The following is a 20360-nucleotide window of genomic DNA, read 5'->3' as shown; positions in this document are numbered from 1 at the left end:
GAGCGGCGGCGAGCCGCAGCTGGACAGTGCGAAAAGTGGAAGCGCCGAGATTAGCTCTCGAAGCCAAATGTTCTTCACCCGCAGGGGTGCTTGCACCCCGAGGGGGAAGGTTATTTGGCAGAAGAGAGCTAGGCGCTGGAACTAGACAAAGAAAAGCGCAGGCTCGCGGCTTCTTCCTGAGCACGGTTATCTAGTTTTGAGGGAATGAAAAAATCTTGACAACAACCCAACTTTCCTTATAATAAAACTTGTCCATGTTGCCTAGTGGTGATAGCGGAGGGGAAACACCCGTTCCCATCCCGAACACGGAAGTTAAGCCCTCCAGCGCCGATGGTAGTTGGGGCCAGCGCCCCTGCAAGAGTAGGTCGCTGCTAGGCAAAACGGAAAGCACGTCTTTTCTTTCCATTTAGGAGAAAAGGCGTGCTTTTTCGTTTGTTCGGTTGTTTGACGTTTCATTGCCCAAAAAAACGGATATTCTATAGTTAGTTTCCCTTCTTCGGTCACTCTTGAAATTTTTCGTAATACATTATATAGTATAAAGTAAGGTCAAATATAGTCAAAGTCAACGGAGAGGCGATGGACCGTCCTTGTCAGCGGACGGCTTCATTGCAAGCAGCTTGGTTGTCAGGAAGGTGGGAGGTAGAGTGCCAAACATTTCCGACATCATTGAGCAATATTTAAAGCAAGTGCTCAATATGAGCGACCAAGATATTGTTGAAATTAAACGGAGTGAGATTGCTAATAAATTCCAATGCGTTCCGTCGCAAATCAACTATGTCATTAATACAAGGTTTACGCTTGAAAGAGGTTATATTGTTGAAAGCAAGCGCGGTGGCGGCGGGTATATCCGCATTATGAAAGTGAAGACGAAAAGCGAAGCGCAGCTGATTGACCAGCTGCTCGAGCTTGTTGGCCATCGTATCAGCCAATCGAATGCTGAAGATGTGGTAAAACGTCTCGTTGAAGAAAAGGTGATTTCAGAGCGAGAAGCGAAAATTATGTTAAGCGTCATGGATCGTTCCGTTTTATATATCGATTTGCCTGAGCGGGATGAACTGAGGGCTCGCATGTTAAAAGCGATGTTGACGTCGCTGAAATACAAGTAGGGGGAGGGGGAGGCATTGATTTGCCAAGAATGCAAGCAACGGCCGGCTACAATGCATTTTACGAAAATCGTCAATGGAGAAAAAACGGAATTCCATCTTTGCGAACAATGCGCCAAAGAGCATGGCCATATGTTTACGTTCTACGGCAATGATGATTTTTCACTCAACAACTTGTTGGCGGGGCTTCTCAATTTTCAAGCGCCGATGAAAGAGATGACGGCGAACGCGTTTCCGAACCCGGATGTGCTCCAATGCGAGACGTGCCAAATGACATATCATCAATTCACACAAATCGGGCGGTTTGGCTGCGTCAACTGCTACCGAACGTTTGCCCGCTACTTGCCTCCGATTTTAAAACGGCTCCATAGCGGAAATACCGCCCATTCGGGAAAAATTCCAAAGCGAAAAGGCGGTGTTCTCCATTTGCGCAAGCAGCTTGCTACGTTGAAACAAAAACTTCAGGAGCTCGTCGCTCGGGAGGAATTTGAGCGGGCGGCCGAGGTGCGCGACCAAATCCGCTCATTGGAGGATGAACTTCGTCGACGCGGAGAGGGGGATATGTAGCGGCATGTCGTTCGAGAAGTTTTTCAATACGGCAGTCAGCGCTTGGATGAGTCAAGAAGGGCCAGACTCAGACATCGTCTTAAGCAGCCGCATCCGACTGGCGCGCAACATCGTCGATTTCCGCTTCCCGACGCTGTTTAGCAGTGAAGAGGCGAAACAAATTGTCGCCTTGTTTGAACGGACGTTCGCCCACCGCTCCTACGGAGGAGCGGGCCGCTTTGAGTTGCTGAAAATGTCGGAGCTTCAGCCGATCGAAAAGCGGGTGTTGGTCGAAAAGCATTTAATCAGCCCGCATTTGGCTGAGGATTCGCCGTTTGGGGCCTGCCTGCTTTCGGAAAATGAAGAGATCAGCATCATGATCAACGAGGAAGATCATATCCGCATCCAATGCCTATTTCCAGGGCTGCAGCTCGCTGAGGCGCTCGAGGCGGCGAGCGAATTGGACGATTGGATTGAAGGGTATGTCAACTATGCCTTTGACGAGCGGCTAGGCTATTTAACGAGCTGTCCGACCAATGTCGGGACAGGATTGCGCGCTTCGGTGATGATGCATCTCCCAGCGCTTGTCATGACTCAGCAAATCAACCGCATCATTCCTGCCATCAATCAGTTGGGGCTCGTTGTCCGCGGAACATACGGTGAAGGGAGCGAAGCGTTGGGGAATATCTTCCAAATTTCCAACCAGATCACGCTTGGGAAATCAGAGGAAGACATTGTCGCTGATTTGCATACGATCGTCCAGCAGCTGATTGCCCAAGAAAGAGCAGCTCGTCAGGCATTAGTGAAAACTTTAGGCATACAATTAGAAGACAAGGTGTTCCGTTCATACGGCATATTGGCCAACTGCCGCGTCATTGAATCGAAAGAAGCGGCGCAATGTCTGTCTGATGTTCGTTTAGGGATTGATTTAGGATATATCAAAAACATCTCGCGCAACATTTTAAATGAGCTGATGATTTTGACGCAGCCGGGATTTTTGCAGCAATATGCCGGCGGGGCGCTTCGCCCTGAAGAACGGGACGTCCGCCGTGCGGCGCTGATCCGGGAGCGTTTAAAGATGGAGGATCGAAGAAAGATGGAGGGTGATGAACGATGATGTTTGGCAGATTTACGGAACGGGCGCAAAAAGTGCTGGCGTTGGCGCAGGAAGAAGCCATTCGCCTCGGCCATAACAATATTGGTACAGAACATATTTTGCTTGGATTGATTCGTGAGGGCGAAGGAATTGCCGCCAAAGCGCTTATGGCACTCGGGCTTGGACCGGATAAAATTCAAAAAGAAGTCGAATCGCTCATTGGCCGCGGCAGTGAAGTGTCGCATACGATCCACTATACGCCGCGGGCGAAAAAAGTGATTGAGCTGTCGATGGACGAAGCGCGGAAGCTCGGCCATTCATACGTCGGCACGGAACATATTTTGCTTGGGTTGATCCGCGAGGGCGAAGGGGTGGCCGCCCGCGTGCTGAACAACCTAGGGGTAAGCTTGAACAAAGCGCGCCAACAAGTGTTGCAGCTGCTCGGCAGCAATGAGTCGATGTCAGGTCATGGCGGCGGCGCCTCGCATGTGAGCACGCCGACGCTTGACAGCCTCGCCCGCGACTTGACAGCGATTGCCCGTGAAGGGCGGCTTGACCCGGTCATCGGCCGCAGCAAAGAAATTCAGCGTGTCATTGAAGTGTTAAGCCGGCGGACGAAAAACAATCCGGTGTTGATCGGCGAACCGGGTGTTGGGAAAACGGCCATTGCCGAAGGGTTGGCCCAACAAATCGTGAATAACGAAGTGCCGGAAACGCTGCGCGACAAGCGGGTGATGACGCTCGATATGGGGACGGTCGTCGCCGGAACGAAATACCGGGGGGAATTTGAAGACCGACTGAAAAAAGTGATGGATGAAATTCGCCAGGCAGGCAACATCATCTTGTTCATCGATGAGCTGCATACGTTAATTGGCGCCGGCGGGGCGGAAGGAGCCATCGATGCGTCGAACATTTTGAAACCGGCGTTGGCCCGTGGGGAGCTTCAATGCATCGGAGCGACAACACTCGATGAATACCGGAAATATATTGAAAAAGACGCCGCGCTTGAACGCCGCTTCCAACCGATTTACGTTGATGAACCGACAGTGGAAGAGTCGATCCAAATTTTGAAAGGGTTGCGCGACCGGTATGAGGCGCATCACCGCGTTTCAATCTCCGACGAGGCGATCGTGCAAGCCGTCAAGCTGTCCGACCGTTACATCACCGACCGTTTCTTGCCGGATAAGGCGATCGATTTGATCGACGAGGCTTGCTCGAAAGTGCGCCTTCGCTCGTTCACTGCGCCGCCGAAATTGAAAGAACTTGAACAAAAGCTTGAGGAAGTGCGGAAAGAAAAAGACGCGGCTGTGCAAAGCCAAGAGTTTGAAAAAGCGGCGTCGTTGCGCGATATGGAGCAGCGGCTGCGTGAAGAACTCGAAGAAACGAAACGGGCGTGGAAAGAAAAACAAGGCCAAGAAAATTTGGAAGTGACCGTCGAAGACATCGCTGCGGTCGTCTCGAGCTGGACCGGCATTCCGGTGTCGAAGCTCGCTGAGACGGAAACGGAGCGGCTGCTGAAACTGGAGGAAATTTTGCATTCGCGCGTCGTCGGCCAAGACGAGGCGGTCAAAGCTGTCGCCAAAGCGGTGCGCCGAGCCCGCGCTGGACTAAAAGACCCGAAACGCCCGATCGGTTCGTTCATTTTTCTCGGTCCAACCGGCGTTGGGAAAACGGAGTTAGCCCGCGCCTTGGCAGAAGCGATGTTTGGCGATGAGGATGCGCTGATTCGTATCGATATGTCTGAATACATGGAAAAACATTCGACTTCACGGCTCATCGGATCGCCGCCGGGGTATGTCGGCTATGAAGAAGGCGGCCAGCTGACGGAAAAAGTGCGCCGCAAGCCGTATTCGGTTGTCCTGTTGGATGAGATGGAAAAAGCGCATCCGGACGTGTTCAATATTTTGCTGCAAGTGTTGGAAGACGGGCGGCTGACTGATTCGAAAGGGCGGACGGTTGACTTCCGCAACACGATTATCATCATGACGTCCAACGTCGGCGCCGATGCGCTGAAACGGAACAAGTACGTTGGCTTCAACATCCAAGACGGGAACCAGCAATACAATGATATGAAAAGCAAAGTGATGGATGAGCTGAAAAAGGCGTTCCGTCCAGAGTTTTTAAACCGGATCGACGAAATCATCGTCTTCCATTCGCTCGAAAAAGACCATCTGAAACAAATCGTCCGGCTGATGGCCGACACGCTCGTGAAGCGGCTGAAGGAGCAAGACATTGATCTTGAATTGACGGAGGCCGCCATTGAGAAAATCGCCGCCGAAGGGTTTGATCCGGAATACGGTGCCCGCCCGTTGCGCCGCGCCTTGCAAAAACATATCGAAGACCGTTTGTCCGAAGAATTGTTAAAAGGTACGATCGCCAAAGGGCAAAAAGTGATCGTCGACGTCAAAGACGGGGAGTTTGTCGTATTGTCGAAACAGGCGGTCGTGTGAGGAAAGAAAAGGTATGCGGCAGCTTCCTGCCCATGCCTTTTTTTTCGTTGGAAAATGTTACAGAAAGGGTTAAGGATCGATGGTGAAGAAGAAAACGAAATTCGTTTGCCAAGAATGTGGATATGAGTCGGCCAAATGGCTTGGACGCTGTCCGGGATGTCAGACATGGAATTCGTTTGTTGAGGAAATCGAGCAGGCGAAACCAACTGTGCGCGGTGTGTTTCTTCATTCGGAGCCGGCGGGCCCGGCCAAACCGGTCCCGATTACGGCGGTGGAGGCGGCGCAAGAGCCGCGCATCGCAACGAACAGCGCGGAGCTCAACCGCGTGTTGGGTGGCGGAATTGTCAAAGGTTCGCTCGTTTTGATTGGCGGTGACCCTGGCATTGGCAAATCGACGCTGCTTTTGCAAACATCAGCGCAGCTCGCCGCCGCCGGGCATAAAGTGCTGTATGTTTCCGGCGAGGAGTCGGTGAAGCAAGTGAAGTTGCGCGCCGGGCGTCTCCGCGCGGAGTGTGATCAGCTATACGTGTTGGCGGAAGCGGATTTGGAATATATTGTAACAGCAATTGAAACGATTCAGCCCGCTTGTGTGATCATTGATTCGATCCAGACAGTGTACCGCACCGATATCACCTCCGCGCCGGGCAGCGTCGCCCAAGTGCGCGAATGCACGGCCGAGCTGATGAAACTGGCGAAAACGAAAGGCATTGCCATTTTTATCGTCGGCCATGTGACGAAGGAAGGGGCGATCGCCGGGCCGCGCTTGCTCGAGCATATGGTGGACACCGTTCTATATTTTGAAGGAGAGCGGCATCATACGTACCGCATTTTGCGGGCGGTGAAAAACCGTTTTGGTTCAACGAATGAAATTGGCATTTTTGAAATGCGCGACATCGGGCTAAAGGAAGTGGAAAATCCATCGGAAGTGTTTTTGGAAGAGCGGTCGCGCGGGGCGGCCGGCTCGACGGTGGTGGCGGCGATGGAAGGAACGCGGCCGGTGCTCGTGGAAATCCAGGCGCTCGTCTCGCCGACAAGCTTCGGCAACCCGAGACGGATGGCGACGGGCCTTGATCATCACCGTGTGTCGCTTTTGATGGCTGTGCTCGAAAAGCGGGTCGGGCTGCTGCTGCAAAACCAAGATGCTTACTTGAAAGTAGCGGGTGGAGTGAAGCTTGATGAGCCGGCGATTGATTTGGCGGTCGCCGTCAGCATCGCCTCAAGTTTCCGCGATCGGCCGACGAATCCGGCGGACGTCATTATTGGCGAAGTCGGCTTGACCGGGGAGGTGCGCCGCGTCTCCCGCATCGAACAGCGCGTGCAAGAGGCGGTAAAATTAGGCTTTTCCCGCATTATTGTGCCAAAAAACAATTTAACCGGCTGGCAGCCGCCAAAAGGCGTTCACGTGATCGGCGTTTCGCATGTGGCCGAGGCGCTTGAGCATACAATGTGTTAAACGCTCCCCCATCTGCGCGGCCCATTTCTTTGCGTCCAAAGGTATGAGTGAAAGTCCAATCGCCTCCTCGTTTTTTAAGCGCTCAAGCAGGGTCATAGACAACCGAAAAAATTGAACCCTTTTGCTTTGATGTACGTAAAAAATAAGTAGAGGCCCCTAAAAAAATCCGATTTGCTCTGATGTACGTAAAAAATAATAAAAGCTCCTAAACTAATCCGACGTTTGGCCAATGTGTTCCGCCCATTGTTACAAGCAGATGTCGAATGTTCAAAAACGGTTAAAAATTGACTTCCAATTGGTTTCAAACATTGGAAACTGTTTATAATGTTAAATAGGGAGGTGAAGATAGGCTGATGGTTAAACGCATTGTGCAATTATTTTTCTTGGCCGTGGGCGGAACGTTAGGCGCCATGTTCTTGCCTGATTTGCTCAAGTTGATGAAGGTAAGCGGCATGCCGCTTCTTAATAATTCCTATACGCTGGCGGTGCTGGGGGCAGTTGTTTTCTTTTTGTTGACGTTTTGGCTTGTCGATTATGTCGTCGATATGGTTCGCTGGATGGAGGAAACGCTGGTGAAGGCGCCGGCCGCCGACGTGCTGTTTGGCAGTCTCGGGCTGATTTTCGGTCTTATTATCGCGTTTTTCGTTGTCATGCCGTTGCAGTCGTTTCACATTCAAGTGTTGAATACGGTGTTGCCGATTTTTTTGACGGTGTTGCTTGGCTATTTAGGGTTTCGCGTCGGCTTAAAGAAACGGAATGAGTTGATGAACTTATTTTCTTTGTCCAACCGCATGGCGAAGAAAAAAGGCGGGGAAGCCGAGAGCGAGCCGCCTAAAGGTGGGGCGGTAAAAATTTTGGACACAAGTGTCATCATCGACGGACGCATTGCGGATATTTGCCAAACTGGGTTTCTGGAAGGTCCGCTTGTCATTCCGCGGTTTGTGCTTGAAGAATTGCAGCATATCGCTGATTCGTCCGATGTGCTGAAGCGGAACCGCGGCCGCCGCGGCTTGGATATTTTAAACCGCATCCAAAAAGAAATGGCGATGAAAGTGGAAATCCATGAAGCGGATTTCAGCGATGTCCAGGAAGTCGACAGCAAACTTGTCAAGCTGGCGAAGCAGCTGCAAGGCGTTGTCGTGACGAACGATTTCAATTTAAACAAAGTATGTGAGCTGCAAAACGTGCGTGTTTTGAATATCAACGATTTGGCGAATGCCGTCAAACCGGTCGTGCTGCCCGGCGAGGAGCTGAACGTGCACGTCATTAAAGATGGGAAGGAGCATAACCAAGGCGTCGCCTATTTGGACGATGGGACGATGATCGTCGTCGAAGACGGAAAAGAATATATCGGCAAACGGGTTGACGTGTTAGTCACCAGCGTGTTACAAACATCTGCAGGGAGAATGATTTTTGCCAAATTGAAACTGTTGCAAAAAGCGTTGTAAAACGAAATAGGGGAAACGGCCAATGAATTACGAAGCGATTGTCTTGGCGGCCGGGCAAGGAAAGCGGATGAACGCGGGCATGAACAAGCAATTTCTTGAACTTGGCGGCGAGCCGCTGATCGTTCGGACGCTGAAAGTGTTTGACCGCGATGAGCGGTGCGCTCGCATCGTGCTCGTCGTCAACCCGGCCGAGCGAAGCCGGTTTGAGCTGCTGCTCGACCGCTTCCACATTCGAAAAGTCGCCGCGTTTGCCGACGGCGGCGAGGAGCGGCAACATAGCGTCTATAACGGACTGCAGGCGCTCGAGGGAGAGGAGATTGTCCTCATCCATGACGGCGCCCGCCCGTTTGTCCGCGTCCGTCATTTGCACGAGCTGGCGGACGCTGCCATTCAGTACGGGGCGGCGATTCCGGCGGTGCGGGTGAAAGATACGATCAAAAAAGTGGACGGTTTGTTTGTCGAACAGACGATTGATCGTTCCAGCTTGTGGGCGGTGCAGACGCCACAAGCTTTTCGTCTGTCTTTGATCATGGAAGCGCACGAAGCGGCGAAACAGGCTGGCTATCTCGGAACGGACGACGCCAGTCTTGTGGAGCGAATCGGCAAGCCAGTGAAGATCATTGAAGGGGATTATCGCAACATTAAGTTGACGACGCCGGAGGACCTTTTGTTTGCTGAGGCGATTTTAGCGAGCCGCATCGCGGAATAGATGGGGGTGAAGAGATGTTTCGCATTGGACAAGGGTTTGACGTCCATCAGTTCGTTGAAGGGCGTCCGCTGATCATTGGCGGCGTCACCATTCCTTATGAAAAAGGATTGCTCGGCCACTCAGATGCCGACGTGCTGCTTCATGCGGTGGCGGACGCGTGCCTAGGAGCGATCGGCGCCGGCGATATCGGCCGGCATTTTCCGGATACAGATCCGCGCTTTAAAGATGCCGACTCGGCTGAGCTGTTGGCGCACGTATGGGCGCTCGCCCGGCAGGAAGGGTATGCGCTAGTGAACGCCGACTGCACGATCATCGCACAAAAGCCGAAGATGGCGCCGTATATTGAAGAAATGAGGGCGGTGATCGCTCGACTGTTGGAAGCCGATCGTTCGCAAGTCAATGTGAAGGCGACGACAACGGAGAGGCTCGGATTCACCGGGCGGGGGGAAGGCATCGCTGCCATGGCGGTTGTGCTGTTGCAAAAAAGTTAGCGGCGCAACGCCTTGGCAACGTTATTCGCGACGCCTCGTTCCTTATACCATAAGCTTTGTTTCGCCGCCTTGGCCAAAAGAGTGCGGCGGACGGTCCAACGCCGCCAAGGCGAGAGCCGTCTGTTTTGAACTTTGCCGCGATAAACGGTACAATAATAGCACAAGTTTTGATGGAAGTGGAGGGTTTGGACGATGGCAAAAGAGGTGCGCGTACGCTATGCGCCGAGCCCAACCGGCCATTTGCATATCGGCGGGGCGCGGACAGCGCTGTTTAACTATTTGTTTGCCCGTCATCACGGCGGAAAGATGATCGTCCGCATTGAAGATACGGATATTGAACGGAACGTCGAAGGCGGCGAAAAGTCGCAGCTTGAAAACTTAAAATGGCTCGGCATCGATTATGACGAATCGATTGATAAAGATGGCGGCTACGGGCCGTACCGACAAACGGAGCGGCTCGATATTTACCGGAAATATGTGAATGAATTGCTTGAACAAGGGCATGCGTACAAATGTTTTTGCACGCCGGAAGAGCTTGAGCGCGAGCGGGAGGCGCAGCGGGCGGCCGGCATCGCAGCTCCGCAGTACAGCGGCAAATGCCGCCGCTTGACGCCGGAGCAAGTCGCGGAGCTTGAGGCGCAAGGAAAGCCGTATACGATCCGCCTAAAAGTGCCGGAAGGGAAAACGTATGAATTTTATGATTTAGTGCGCGGCAAAGTGACGTTTGAATCGAAAGATGTCGGCGGCGATTGGGTGATTGTGAAGGCGAATGGCATTCCGACATACAATTTTGCTGTCGTTATTGACGACCATTTAATGGAGATCAGCCATGTGTTCCGCGGTGAGGAACACTTGTCCAATACGCCGAAGCAGCTGATGGTATACGAATATTTCGGCTGGGAGCCGCCGCAGTTCGCCCATTTGACATTGATTGTCAACGAGCAGCGGAAAAAGCTGTCCAAGCGCGACGAGTCGATCATTCAATTTGTGTCGCAATACAAAGAGCTCGGCTATTTGCCGGAAGCAATGTTCAACTTTTTCGCCTTGCTCGGCTGGTCGCCGGAAGGGGAAGAAGAAATTTTTTCGAAGGATGAACTCATCCGCATATTCGATGTTTCGCGGCTCTCGAAGTCGCCGTCAATGTTTGATACGAAAAAGCTGACATGGATGAACAATCAATATATAAAAAAGCTGGACTTGGACCGGCTCGTCGATTTGGCGCTGCCACATTTAGTGAAAGCCGGGCGCCTGCCAGAAAACATGAGCGACGAACAGCGGCAATGGGCGCGCGATTTGATCGCCTTGTATCAAGAGCAAATGAGCTACGGGGCGGAAATCGTTCCGCTGTCTGAGCTGTTCTTTAAGGAAGACGTCGAGTATGAGGATGAGGCGCGCCAAGTGCTTGCTGAAGAGCAAGTGCCGGCTGTGCTTTCCACTTTCTTGGAGAGCGTCCGCGGGCTCGAGCCGTTTACGGCAGACGAGATCAAAGCGGCCATTAAGGCGGTGCAAAAGGCGACCGGCCAAAAAGGGAAAAAGCTGTTTATGCCGATCCGTGCGGCGGTGACCGGGCAAACGCACGGGCCGGAGCTGCCGTTTGCCATCCAGCTGCTCGGCAAGGAAAAAGTGATCGAACGGCTGGAGCGGGCGTTGCAAGAAAAATTTTAAGCGGCCTCTATGCACGTTTGCGCGATGGATGTGGTATAATAATACAAAGTTTTCGATGGAACAAGCGCATAAGGAAAAAGCGTTGACGAGGAGAAGTAGGAAGCATCGGCATCCCAGAGAGAGCCGCCTTGGCTGGGAGCGGCTTATGTTCGGTGCTGTCTGAAGTGCGCCTCGGAGCCTCCTTTCGAACCGGAACAGAGACGTTCTGCAGTAGAGGGGAGCGGAGCATCTCCGTTATCGGAATTGAGTGAGCGAAACGGCGCCCCGTTTCGCTAAACAGAGTGGAACCGCGCCAAAAGCGTCTCTGTGTCTTCGGCACAGGGACGCTTTTTTATTCAAGACAACCTAGAGGGATGGAGGGAGGACATCATGTTTAAAACATTAAAAGAGGATATTGAAGTCATTTTTGAGCAAGACCCGGCGGCGAGAAGCTATTTGGAAGTCATTTTAACGTATTCCGGCCTGCATGCCATTTGGGCGCATCGGATCGCCCATGCGCTTTACAAGCGGAAATTTTACTTTCTTGCCCGTTTGATTTCGCAAATCAGCCGCTTTTTCACTGGCATTGAAATCCATCCGGGCGCCAAAATCGGCCGCCGCTTTTTCATCGACCACGGTATGGGCGTGGTGATCGGCGAGACGTGCGAAATCGGCGACAACGTCACCGTCTATCAAGGGGTTACATTAGGCGGGACAGGGAAAGAAAAAGGAAAGCGGCATCCGACGATCAAAGACAACTGTTTGATCGCCGCCGGCGCGAAAGTGCTTGGTTCAATTACGATCGGGGAAAACTCGAAAATCGGCGCTGGGTCGGTCGTGCTCAAAGACGTGCCGCCCAACTCGACCGTTGTCGGCATTCCGGGCCGCGTCGTTGTGCGCGACGGGGTGAAAGTGAAGAAAGATTTAAACCATACCGACCTGCCCGACCCGATCGCCGACCGGTTCCGGGAGCTTGAAGAGGAAATTGCTCGGCTGAAAAGCGAGCTTGAGACATTGAAACAACAAGAAAGGAAGAACGAGTATGAGCAGCATCCGGCTTTATAATACGCTGACGCGAAAAAAGGAACCGTTTGAGCCGCTGGAGCCGAACAAAGTGAAAATGTATGTGTGCGGTCCGACGGTCTACAACTATATTCATATCGGCAACGCCCGGGCCGCCATCGTTTTTGACACGATCCGCCGCTATTTGGAGTTTCGCGGCTATGATGTGACGTATGTATCGAACTTTACCGACGTCGATGACAAGTTGATCAAAGCGGCCCGCGAGCTCGGCGAGAGCGTGCCGGCGATCGCCGAGCGGTTTATTGAGGCGTATTTTGAAGACATTCAGGCGCTTGGCTGCAAAAAAGCGGACGTCCATCCGCGGGTGACCGAAAACATCGATACGATTATCGAATTCATTCAGGCGCTCATTGACAAAGGATATGCGTACGAAGTCGACGGCGACGTGTACTACCGGACGCGCAAGTTTCCCGGCTACGGCAAGCTGTCTCACCAATCGATCGATGAGCTGCAAGCAGGGGCGCGCATCGAAATTGGGGAGAAGAAAGACGATCCGCTCGATTTCGCCCTTTGGAAAGCAGCAAAAGAAGGAGAGATTTGTTGGGACAGCCCGTGGGGGAAAGGGCGGCCGGGCTGGCATATTGAATGCTCGGCGATGGCGCGCAAATATTTGGGCGATACGATCGACATCCATGCGGGCGGCCAAGACTTGACGTTCCCGCACCATGAAAACGAAATCGCCCAGTCGGAGGCGTTGACCGGCAAACCGTTTGCGAAATATTGGCTGCACAATGGGTATTTAAATATTAACAACGAAAAAATGTCGAAGTCGCTTGGCAATTTCGTGCTCGTTCACGACATCATCCGGCAGATCGACCCGCAAGTGCTGCGGTTTTTCATGCTGTCGGTGCATTACCGCCATCCGATCAACTACAGCGAGGAGCTGCTTGAGAGCGCGCGGCGCGGGCTCGAGCGCCTGAAGACGGCTTACGGCAATTTGCAGCATCGCTTGCAGGCAAGCACGAACTTAACGGACAATGACGAGGAATGGGTTTCGCGCATTGCGGACATCCGCGCCTCGTTCATCCGTGAAATGGACGACGATTTCAACACCGCGAACGGCATTGCCGTATTGTTTGAACTGGCAAAACAGGCCAACTTGTACTTGCAGGAAAAAACGACATCCGAGAAGGTCATTCACGCGTTTTTGCGTGAGTTTGAACAGCTGACAGACGTGCTCGGTCTCACTTTGAGGCAAGACGAGCTGTTGGATGAAGAAATTGAGGCGTTGATCCAAAAGCGCAATGAAGCGCGGAAAAACCGCGACTTTGCATTGGCCGACCGCATTCGCGACGAGTTGAGGGCGAAAAACATTATTTTGGAAGACACGCCGCAAGGAACGAGATGGAAACGGGGATAACAGGGGATGATGGCGCAGTTTGAAACGGTCAACGATGTCAAGCAGTTAAACGGATTGGCGCTCGCCTATATCGGCGACGCCGTGTACGAGGTGTACGTGCGCCGCCATTTGCTTGCCGGCGGCAGCGTGCGGCCGCATGAACTGCATCGGCGGGCGGTCCGTTACGTGTCGGCGCGGGCGCAGGCGAAAGTGATTTTAGCTTTGCTTGATGAAGGCGTCCTGACCGATGAGGAAAAGGACATCGTCCGCCGCGGCCGCAATGCCAAATCAGGCACGATCCCGAAAAATACGGATGTACAAACGTACCGGCATAGCACGGCCTTTGAAGCGCTCATCGGATATCACTTTTTAGGCAATAATGAAAAGCGGGTTGATGAGCTGATCGGCCGTTCATTTGCCATTATTGAAAGGGAAGAAAGGGCGTTGGAATGATGGACTACATTATCGGCAAAAATCCGGTCATTGAAGCGCTCAAAGCCGGGCGCGACATCAATAAAATTTGGATCGCGGAAGGATCTCAGCGCCATGCCGTCGAGCCGGTGCTTGAATGGGCGAAGCGGCGGGGCGTGCTCGTTCAGTACGTCCCGAAGCGAAAGCTCGATCAACTGGCCGAAGGAGCGCATCAAGGAGTGATCGCGCAGGCAGCCGCCTATCGCTATTATGAAGTCGATGACTTGTTCGCGCGTGCTGCTGAGCGGGGCGAGACGCCGTTTTTTCTCATCTTGGACGAGCTTGAGGACCCGCATAATTTAGGGGCCATCATGCGCACGGCCGATGCGGTCGGGGCGCACGGCCTCATCATTCCGAAGCGGCGTTCGGTCGGGCTGACCCCGACGGTGGCGAAGGCGTCAACTGGGGCGATTGAGCACGTTCCGGTTGCGCGCGTGACGAACTTGGCGCGGACGATTGATGAGCTGAAAGAGCGGGGTGTGTGGGTGGCCGGTACAGATGCGTCGGCCAAAGATGATTACCGCTCGCTCGATGGGACGATGCCGTTGGCGCTTGTCGTCGGCAGCGAAGGGAAAGGGATCAGCCGCCTAGTGCTTGAAAAGTGCGATTTCTTGTTCCGACTGCCAATGCGCGGCCACGTCACCTCGCTTAACGCTTCTGTCGCCGCCAGCCTGCTCATGTACGAGGTGTACCGGAAGCGGTATCCGTTGGGAGAATAGCCGATGAACATTTTGATTGTCGATGGTTATAACATCATCGGGGCATGGCCGGAGCTGCGACGGTTGAAAGACGAGGGCGATCTGGCAGCGGCAAGGGATTTACTGATCGAAAAAATGGCAGATTACAAAGGATTCACCGGAGACCACGTCGTGATCGTGTTCGATGCCCACCTCGTGCAAGGAAACGAAAAAAAGTATAAACATTACGACGTTGATGTCATTTTTACAAAGGAACATGAGACGGCCGACGAGCGAATTGAACGGTTGGCGAAAACGTTGATGAACGCGCGCACCAAAGTGTATGTCGCCACATCGGATTACACCGAGCAATGGACGGTGTTCGGCCAAGGCGCCCTGCGCAAGTCGGCGCGCGAGCTATTGGATGAAGTCGAGGCGGTTGAGCGGGACATTTCTCAAAAAGTAAAAGCGATGCGGCAGCGCACTCCGATCTCCAAAGTTCCGCTTAATGATAAAATTGCTGAAATTTTTGAAAAATGGCGAAGAGGAGAAAAATGAGCGGTTGACGCTGTAAAAATTTGTCCTGTATAATACATGTTAGCGATTGATGCGGTCGGGGGGATCAGCGTGGGGGAATGCTTGAAAGCAACGAAAGGGAAAGATTATCATCAGCTGGACGATGAGCAGCTTGTTGCGCTCGTTCACGAAGGGGATGGGGAAGCACTTGATTTTTTAATCCATAAATATCAAAATTTTGTGCGCGCCAAAGCCCGCTCCTATTTTTTAGTCGGGGCCGATCGGGAAGATATCGTGCAGGAAGGGATGATCGGTCTGTACAAGGCTGTCCGCGATTTTAAGGGGGACAAGCTTTCTTCATTTAAAGCGTTTGCAGAGCTTTGCATCACAAGGCAAATGATTACCGCGATTAAAACGGCAACCCGCCAAAAGCATATTCCGCTCAACTCTTACGTTTCCTTGGACAAACCGATTTATGACGACGAGTCGGACCGGACGCTGATGGATGTGTTGTCCGGCACGCAGGTGACGGACCCGGAACAATTGATTGTCAACCGCGAGGAAGTCGACGATATTGAACTAAAGATGGCGGAACTGTTGAGCGACCTCGAGCGGAAAGTGCTCGCTTTGTATTTGGATGGACGCTCATACCAGGAAATTTCCGAAGAGCTGAACCGCCATGTCAAGTCGATTGACAACGCCTTGCAGCGCGTCAAGCGAAAGCTTGAGAAATATTTGGAATACCGCGAGATCAGCTTGTAGCCGTTCGCTGCCGCGCCAAAAAGATGTCATTGACAGCGAAACCATCAATATGATAAATTTTTATGGACATCTTGCAGGAACGGTGGAATGGGGATGCGCCAAAAAGTTATGTTGGCTTGCGCCCAATGCAGAAGCCGAAGCTATACGGCCACAAAACCATTGGGCTGCCTCGGTGAGCGCCTGACGGCCAACAAATTTTGCCCAATATGCCGCAAACATACCGTCCATCGCGAGACAAAGTAAGCGATGGAGAGAGTTTTGAGCGATCGTGGAGGTACGAGTCATGCAACGAGTAACCAATTTTTTTAGAGAAGTTGTACGCGAGCTGAAAAAAGTGAGTTGGCCAAATCGAAAGGAGTTAGTGAACTACACGGCGATCGTGTTGGCCACGGTGGCGTTTTTCACCGTCTTTTTTGCCGTTGTGGACCTCGGCATTTCCGAGTTAATTCGCCTCGTGTTTGAATAAGCGGGAGAAGGATATGTTATAATGAAAGATAATCGCACGCGTATGGAACCCGGAAACGGGTTTTTGTTTTGCGCAAAAAACAAGATGAAAACCGCCCTAGGGGAGGCTCGCTGATGGAGAAAAACTGGTATGTCGTCCATACATATTCGGGATATGAAAACAAAGTGAAAGCCAATTTGGAAAAACGCGTCGAATCGATGGGGATGCAAGATAAAATTTTTCGCGTCGTCGTTCCGGAAGAGACGGAAACGGACGTCAAAAACGGAAAACGGAAAACAACGAAAAAGAAAGTGTTCCCCGGCTATGTGCTCGTTGAGATGATCATGACGGATGACTCATGGTATGTTGTGCGCAACACGCCGGGCGTCACCGGGTTTGTCGGCTCAAGCGGGGCTGGTTCAAAACCGACGCCGCTCATGGAGGAAGAAGTGAAAATGATTTTAAAGCGGATGGGCATGCCGCTTGCTGAAATCGATGTTGACTATGAGGTAAATGAAACGGTTCGGATCAAAGAAGGCCCGTTTGCGAACTTTACAGGAAAAATTGAAGCCATTGACCCGGATAAACATAAAGTGAAGCTGCTTGTCGATATGTTCGGACGGGAAACGCGCATGGAGCTCGAGTTTTCGCAAATAGAAAAAATCTAATGGAAAAGAACTTGCAATCACTATTGAAAAGTGATACTATTTTAAAGTCAGTATGTCTTGTATCTTAGACAAGACATCCAGCGATGAACTTATACTTAACTGTATAAGGGAGCAAATGTGCTTTATGCGCTGATCCTCTCAACGGAAACGGGAGATAGGAAAACGGCTCGTTAGACCGGAGCCGGATGAGTGGGAGGGGCAATCCCTAATACCACATCACGGACTTAAGGAGGTGTGTCTCGTGGCGAAAAAAGTAATCAAGATCGTCAAACTGCAAATTCCTGCAGGGAAAGCGAATCCGGCGCCGCCAGTAGGTCCTGCGTTAGGTCAAGCCGGTGTCAATATTATGGCGTTTTGCAAAGAGTTTAATGCGCGTACCGCTGACCAAGCAGGGTTGATCATTCCGGTTGAAATTACGGTTTTTGAAGACCGTTCATTTACATTTATCACAAAAACGCCGCCAGCCGCTGTCTTGCTGAAAAAAGCGGCGGGCATTGAATCAGGCTCCGGCGAACCGAACCGCAATAAGGTAGCGACGATCAAACGCGACAAAGTGCGCGAAATTGCTGAGTTGAAAATGCCGGACTTGAACGCGGCGAGCGTTGAAGCGGCCATGCGCATGATCGAAGGCACGGCCCGCAGCATGGGCATTGTCATCGAAGACTAAAGCGAACGCATCGTTTGTGGGAGAGGTTGCGTCGTTTTTGCAACCTCTCTCTCCATGGGCAGAAACGCATTCGAGCCCGCCAAGTGATCGGACATCCGCCTCCGGGCGGCTGTCTGCTGGCCTCTTCGCTTTCGAAAAGAAGTGAAGGCCGCTCAATCGTGGGAGGTTTTTCCGCTAAAACCACAATCGAGGAGGATTTTTCACATGCCGAAAAGAGGAAAAAAATACTTAGAAGCATTGAAATTGGTCGACCGCTCCAAAGCATACCCGATTGCTGAAGCAATCGAGCTCGTGAAAAAAACGAACATCGCGAAATTCGATGCCACGGTGGAAGTGGCGTTCCGTTTGGGCGTCGACCCGAAAAAAGCGGACCAACAAATTCGCGGCGCCGTCGTCCTGCCGCACGGCACAGGGAAAGTGGCGCGCGTGTTGGTGTTCGCGAAAGGGGAAAAAGCGAAAGAAGCAGAAGCGGCTGGCGCTGACTATGTCGGCGATACAGAATATATCAACAAAATCCAGCAAGGTTGGTTTGACTTTGATGTCGTTGTTGCTACGCCGGACATGATGGGTGAAGTCGGGAAACTCGGCCGCATTTTAGGGCCGAAAGGGTTGATGCCAAACCCGAAAACCGGAACAGTCACGTTTGACGTAGCAAAAGCGGTGCAAGAAATCAAGGCTGGTAAAGTGGAATACCGCGTCGACAAAGCGGGCAACATCCACGTTCCGATCGGCAAAGTGTCGTTTGACAACGAGAAATTGGCTGAAAACTTCGCGGCCGTTTATGAAGCAATTTTGAAAGCCAAACCAGCGGCGGCAAAAGGGACGTACGTGAAAAACGTCACGATTACGTCGACGATGGGCCCTGGCATCAAGGTCGACCCGTCCACGGTTGCTGTTGCACAATAACCGTTGACTTTTGTTTGTCCGTCTGTTAAAATGCCATTTGGCTGAACAAATGAATATCATTTGTACCGTAGACAGTAGGTGCCTGTTTGAGGCTTAATTTCCTACCGAGGTATGTGGACGATAGAACAGCGCGCCCTGCGTCGGGGACGAGCGGCGGTGCGTTGAACGACACCTCCATGTCTACGCGGCATGGAGGTTTTTTATTGAGCAGACGGTATAAGTGGTATTCTCTCATTTTCTTTACAGGAGGTGCAGGACGTGTCGAGCGCGATTGAACTGAAAAAACAAGTGGTCGCGGAAATCGCAGACAAATTCCGGGCCAGCAAGGCGACCGTCATCGTTGATTACCGCGGCTTGAACGTGGCGGAAATGACTGAGCTGCGCAAACAGCTGCGCGAGGCAGGCGTCGAGTTTAAAGTGTACAAAAACACCTTGACCCGCCGGGCGCTCGCGGAAGTCGGCTTGGAAGGACTGGATGAAGTGTTCACCGGTCCAAATGCCATCGCCTTCAGCAATGAAGATGTCGTGGCGCCGGCCAAAATTTTAAGCGAGTTTGCGAAAACGCATGAAGCATTGGAAATCAAAGGCGGCGTCATCGAAGGGAACATCGCCAGCAAAGAAGAAATCGATGCGTTGGCGAAACTCCCGTCCCGCGAAGGGTTGCTTTCGATGTTGCTTAGCGTTCTTCAAGCCCCGATCCGCAACTTTGCGCTTGCGATTAAAGCGGTGGCTGACAAGCAAGAGGAACAAGGCGCATAATGGCGCATCGATATGTGCTTAACAATCATTCAGAAAACAAAGGAGGAAGTCACGATGACGAAAGAACAAATCATTGAAGCAGTGAAAAATATGACGGTATTGGAATTAAATGAATTGGTGAAAGCGATCGAAGAAGAATTCGGCGTAACAGCTGCGGCTCCGGTTGTTGTCGCGGGTGGTGCGGCAGCTGGCGCTGAAGCGGCGGCAGAAAAAACGGAATTCGACGTCATTCTTGCCGACGCCGGCGCGCAAAAAATCAAAGTCATCAAAGTCGTTCGCGAAATCACTGGCCTCGGCTTGAAAGAAGCGAAAGATTTGGTCGACAACACGCCGAAGCCGATCAAAGAAGGCGTTGCGAAAGAAGAAGCCGAAGAAATCAAAGCGAAACTCGAAGAAGCTGGCGCGAAAGTCGAAATCAAGTAATGGTTGCGCCATTGAAAAAAAGAGGCTGGCCCAAGCAAGGGGCGGCCTCTTTTTTGTTACACTATATAACGGAAGGTAGTACAGCCTGCCGACAAGGAGGAGGGGATGATGATGAGCGAGCATTATTACTCAGTCAATCCGACGTCGGAGCGAAACCCGCAAACGTGGACGTACGTGTTGCGGGGGCATGAATTCCGCTTTACGACCGACAGCGGAGTGTTTTCAAAGCGTGAAGTCGACTTTGGCACACGCCTGTTAATTGAAACGTTCGAGGAGCCGGGAGTGGCTGGGGATTTGTTAGATGTCGGCTGCGGGTATGGGCCGATCGGGCTTGCCTTGGCCAAATCGTTTCCCAATCGGCGCGTCCATATGATTGATGTCAACGAGCGGGCGCTCGAGCTGGCGCAGGAAAACAAACGGGCAAACGGGATCGACAATGCGGTCATTTACAAAAGCGACCTTTTTTCGGAAGTTAGAGAACATCAGTTTGCCGCGGTGGTCACCAACCCGCCGATCCGGGCTGGCAAACGGGTCGTTTACGCGATTTTTGAGCAAAGTCGGGATCATCTGCTTGATCGCGGCGAGCTGTGGGTTGTCATTCAAAAGAAGCAAGGCGCCCCATCCGCTTTGCAAAAGCTGAAGGAATGCTTTCCCGCTGTAGAAGTCGTTGCAAAGAAAAAAGGATATTATATCATAAAGGCGAG

23 protein-coding genes, 1 rRNA gene and 2 other annotated features are annotated in these 20360 nt (G+C 52.1%); all 24 genes read left to right on the top strand.

Going from position 1 to position 20360, the window contains the following annotated elements; genetic code table 11:
* The first annotated feature begins 260 nt into the window (after positions 1 to 260).
* A 5S ribosomal RNA gene (rrf, locus tag GJ1_RS14945) occupies positions 261 to 377 on the top strand.
* Positions 378 to 644: 267 nt separating this feature from the next.
* Complete coding sequence (ctsR, locus tag GJ1_RS14940) at positions 645 to 1106, top strand: transcriptional regulator CtsR (protein WP_066234066.1); 462 nt, start codon at positions 645 to 647, stop codon at positions 1104 to 1106.
* Between the two features lie 15 nt (positions 1107 to 1121).
* The gene (gene mcsA, locus GJ1_RS14935; RefSeq protein WP_066234064.1) at positions 1122 to 1670 is read left to right on the top strand and encodes a protein-arginine kinase activator protein McsA; all 549 of its coding nucleotides are present in this window, start codon (positions 1122 to 1124) and stop codon (positions 1668 to 1670) included.
* Positions 1671 to 1674: 4 nt separating this feature from the next.
* The gene (gene mcsB, locus GJ1_RS14930) at positions 1675 to 2766 is read left to right on the top strand and encodes a protein-arginine kinase McsB (protein ID WP_066234059.1); all 1092 of its coding nucleotides are present in this window, start codon (positions 1675 to 1677) and stop codon (positions 2764 to 2766) included.
* The gene (gene clpC, locus GJ1_RS14925; protein ID WP_066234056.1) at positions 2763 to 5195 is read left to right on the top strand and encodes an ATP-dependent protease ATP-binding subunit ClpC; all 2433 of its coding nucleotides are present in this window, start codon (positions 2763 to 2765) and stop codon (positions 5193 to 5195) included. The genes mcsB and clpC overlap by 4 nt, the downstream gene beginning before the upstream one ends.
* A 79-nt stretch (positions 5196 to 5274) precedes the next feature.
* Positions 5275 to 6648: a DNA repair protein RadA gene (radA, locus tag GJ1_RS14920; protein WP_066234054.1), complete on the top strand. Its 1374-nt coding sequence runs from the start codon at positions 5275 to 5277 to the stop codon at positions 6646 to 6648.
* Between the two features lie 353 nt (positions 6649 to 7001).
* Positions 7002 to 8096, top strand: coding sequence for a PIN/TRAM domain-containing protein (locus GJ1_RS14915; RefSeq protein ID WP_066234050.1), 1095 nt, complete (start codon positions 7002 to 7004; stop codon positions 8094 to 8096).
* A 22-nt stretch (positions 8097 to 8118) separates the two neighbouring features.
* Positions 8119 to 8805, top strand: a complete 687-nt coding sequence (gene ispD, locus GJ1_RS14910; RefSeq protein WP_066234048.1) for a 2-C-methyl-D-erythritol 4-phosphate cytidylyltransferase — start codon at positions 8119 to 8121, stop codon at positions 8803 to 8805.
* A 14-nt stretch (positions 8806 to 8819) separates the two neighbouring features.
* Complete coding sequence (gene ispF, locus GJ1_RS14905; protein ID WP_066234045.1) at positions 8820 to 9296, top strand: 2-C-methyl-D-erythritol 2,4-cyclodiphosphate synthase; 477 nt, start codon at positions 8820 to 8822, stop codon at positions 9294 to 9296.
* Between the two features lie 192 nt (positions 9297 to 9488).
* Positions 9489 to 10961 (top strand): glutamate--tRNA ligase, encoded by a 1473-nt coding sequence (gene gltX / locus GJ1_RS14900; RefSeq protein WP_066234042.1) that lies wholly within the window; start codon positions 9489 to 9491, stop codon positions 10959 to 10961.
* A 73-nt stretch (positions 10962 to 11034) separates the two neighbouring features.
* Positions 11035 to 11270 (top strand) — a binding site (T-box leader).
* Entirely contained in the window at positions 11268 to 12005 is a 738-nt protein-coding gene (gene cysE, locus GJ1_RS14895; RefSeq protein WP_083510018.1) for a serine O-acetyltransferase, read from the top strand. It overlaps the preceding feature by 3 nt.
* On the top strand, positions 11983 to 13383 hold the full coding sequence (gene cysS, locus GJ1_RS14890; RefSeq protein ID WP_066234036.1) for a cysteine--tRNA ligase: 1401 nt from the start codon (positions 11983 to 11985) through the stop codon (positions 13381 to 13383). The genes cysE and cysS overlap by 23 nt, the downstream gene beginning before the upstream one ends.
* A gap of 6 nt (positions 13384 to 13389) precedes the next feature.
* The gene (locus tag GJ1_RS14885) at positions 13390 to 13815 is read left to right on the top strand and encodes a Mini-ribonuclease 3 (RefSeq protein ID WP_066234034.1); all 426 of its coding nucleotides are present in this window, start codon (positions 13390 to 13392) and stop codon (positions 13813 to 13815) included.
* The gene (gene rlmB, locus GJ1_RS14880; RefSeq protein ID WP_066234032.1) at positions 13815 to 14552 is read left to right on the top strand and encodes a 23S rRNA (guanosine(2251)-2'-O)-methyltransferase RlmB; all 738 of its coding nucleotides are present in this window, start codon (positions 13815 to 13817) and stop codon (positions 14550 to 14552) included. The genes GJ1_RS14885 and rlmB overlap by 1 nt, the downstream gene beginning before the upstream one ends.
* Positions 14553 to 14555: 3 nt before the next feature.
* Complete coding sequence (locus tag GJ1_RS14875) at positions 14556 to 15068, top strand: NYN domain-containing protein (RefSeq protein ID WP_066234029.1); 513 nt, start codon at positions 14556 to 14558, stop codon at positions 15066 to 15068.
* 36 nt (positions 15069 to 15104) lie between these two features.
* On the top strand, positions 15105 to 15788 hold the full coding sequence (gene sigH / locus GJ1_RS14870) for an RNA polymerase sporulation sigma factor SigH (protein WP_245629424.1): 684 nt from the start codon (positions 15105 to 15107) through the stop codon (positions 15786 to 15788).
* Positions 15789 to 15875: 87 nt separating this feature from the next.
* Positions 15876 to 16031, top strand: coding sequence for a 50S ribosomal protein L33 (gene rpmG / locus GJ1_RS18025; RefSeq protein ID WP_373278045.1), 156 nt, complete (start codon positions 15876 to 15878; stop codon positions 16029 to 16031).
* A gap of 40 nt (positions 16032 to 16071) precedes the next feature.
* Positions 16072 to 16254: a preprotein translocase subunit SecE gene (gene secE / locus GJ1_RS14865; RefSeq protein ID WP_066234026.1), complete on the top strand. Its 183-nt coding sequence runs from the start codon at positions 16072 to 16074 to the stop codon at positions 16252 to 16254.
* Between the two features lie 113 nt (positions 16255 to 16367).
* Positions 16368 to 16901 (top strand): transcription termination/antitermination protein NusG, encoded by a 534-nt coding sequence (gene nusG, locus GJ1_RS14860; RefSeq protein ID WP_066234023.1) that lies wholly within the window; start codon positions 16368 to 16370, stop codon positions 16899 to 16901.
* A gap of 241 nt (positions 16902 to 17142) precedes the next feature.
* Positions 17143 to 17568, top strand: coding sequence for a 50S ribosomal protein L11 (gene rplK / locus GJ1_RS14855; protein WP_066234020.1), 426 nt, complete (start codon positions 17143 to 17145; stop codon positions 17566 to 17568).
* A 204-nt stretch (positions 17569 to 17772) separates the two neighbouring features.
* Entirely contained in the window at positions 17773 to 18474 is a 702-nt protein-coding gene (gene rplA / locus GJ1_RS14850) for a 50S ribosomal protein L1 (protein WP_012820483.1), read from the top strand.
* A 47-nt stretch (positions 18475 to 18521) separates the two neighbouring features.
* Positions 18522 to 18685: a sequence feature (ribosomal protein L10 leader region), on the top strand.
* 47 nt (positions 18686 to 18732) lie between these two features.
* Positions 18733 to 19233 (top strand): 50S ribosomal protein L10, encoded by a 501-nt coding sequence (gene rplJ / locus GJ1_RS14845; protein WP_011229610.1) that lies wholly within the window; start codon positions 18733 to 18735, stop codon positions 19231 to 19233.
* Positions 19234 to 19287: 54 nt separating this feature from the next.
* Positions 19288 to 19656: a 50S ribosomal protein L7/L12 gene (gene rplL / locus GJ1_RS14840; protein ID WP_066234017.1), complete on the top strand. Its 369-nt coding sequence runs from the start codon at positions 19288 to 19290 to the stop codon at positions 19654 to 19656.
* A gap of 111 nt (positions 19657 to 19767) precedes the next feature.
* Positions 19768 to 20360 (top strand): class I SAM-dependent methyltransferase (locus GJ1_RS14835; protein ID WP_066234014.1); only part of this gene is annotated, 593 nt, incomplete at its 3' end.

Origin of the sequence: Geobacillus jurassicus NBRC 107829 (assembly GCF_001544315.1) — a bacterium.
Taxonomy (GTDB): Bacteria; Bacillota; Bacilli; order Bacillales; family Anoxybacillaceae; genus Geobacillus; species Geobacillus jurassicus.
This window is presented reverse-complemented; position numbering and strand designations above follow the sequence as displayed.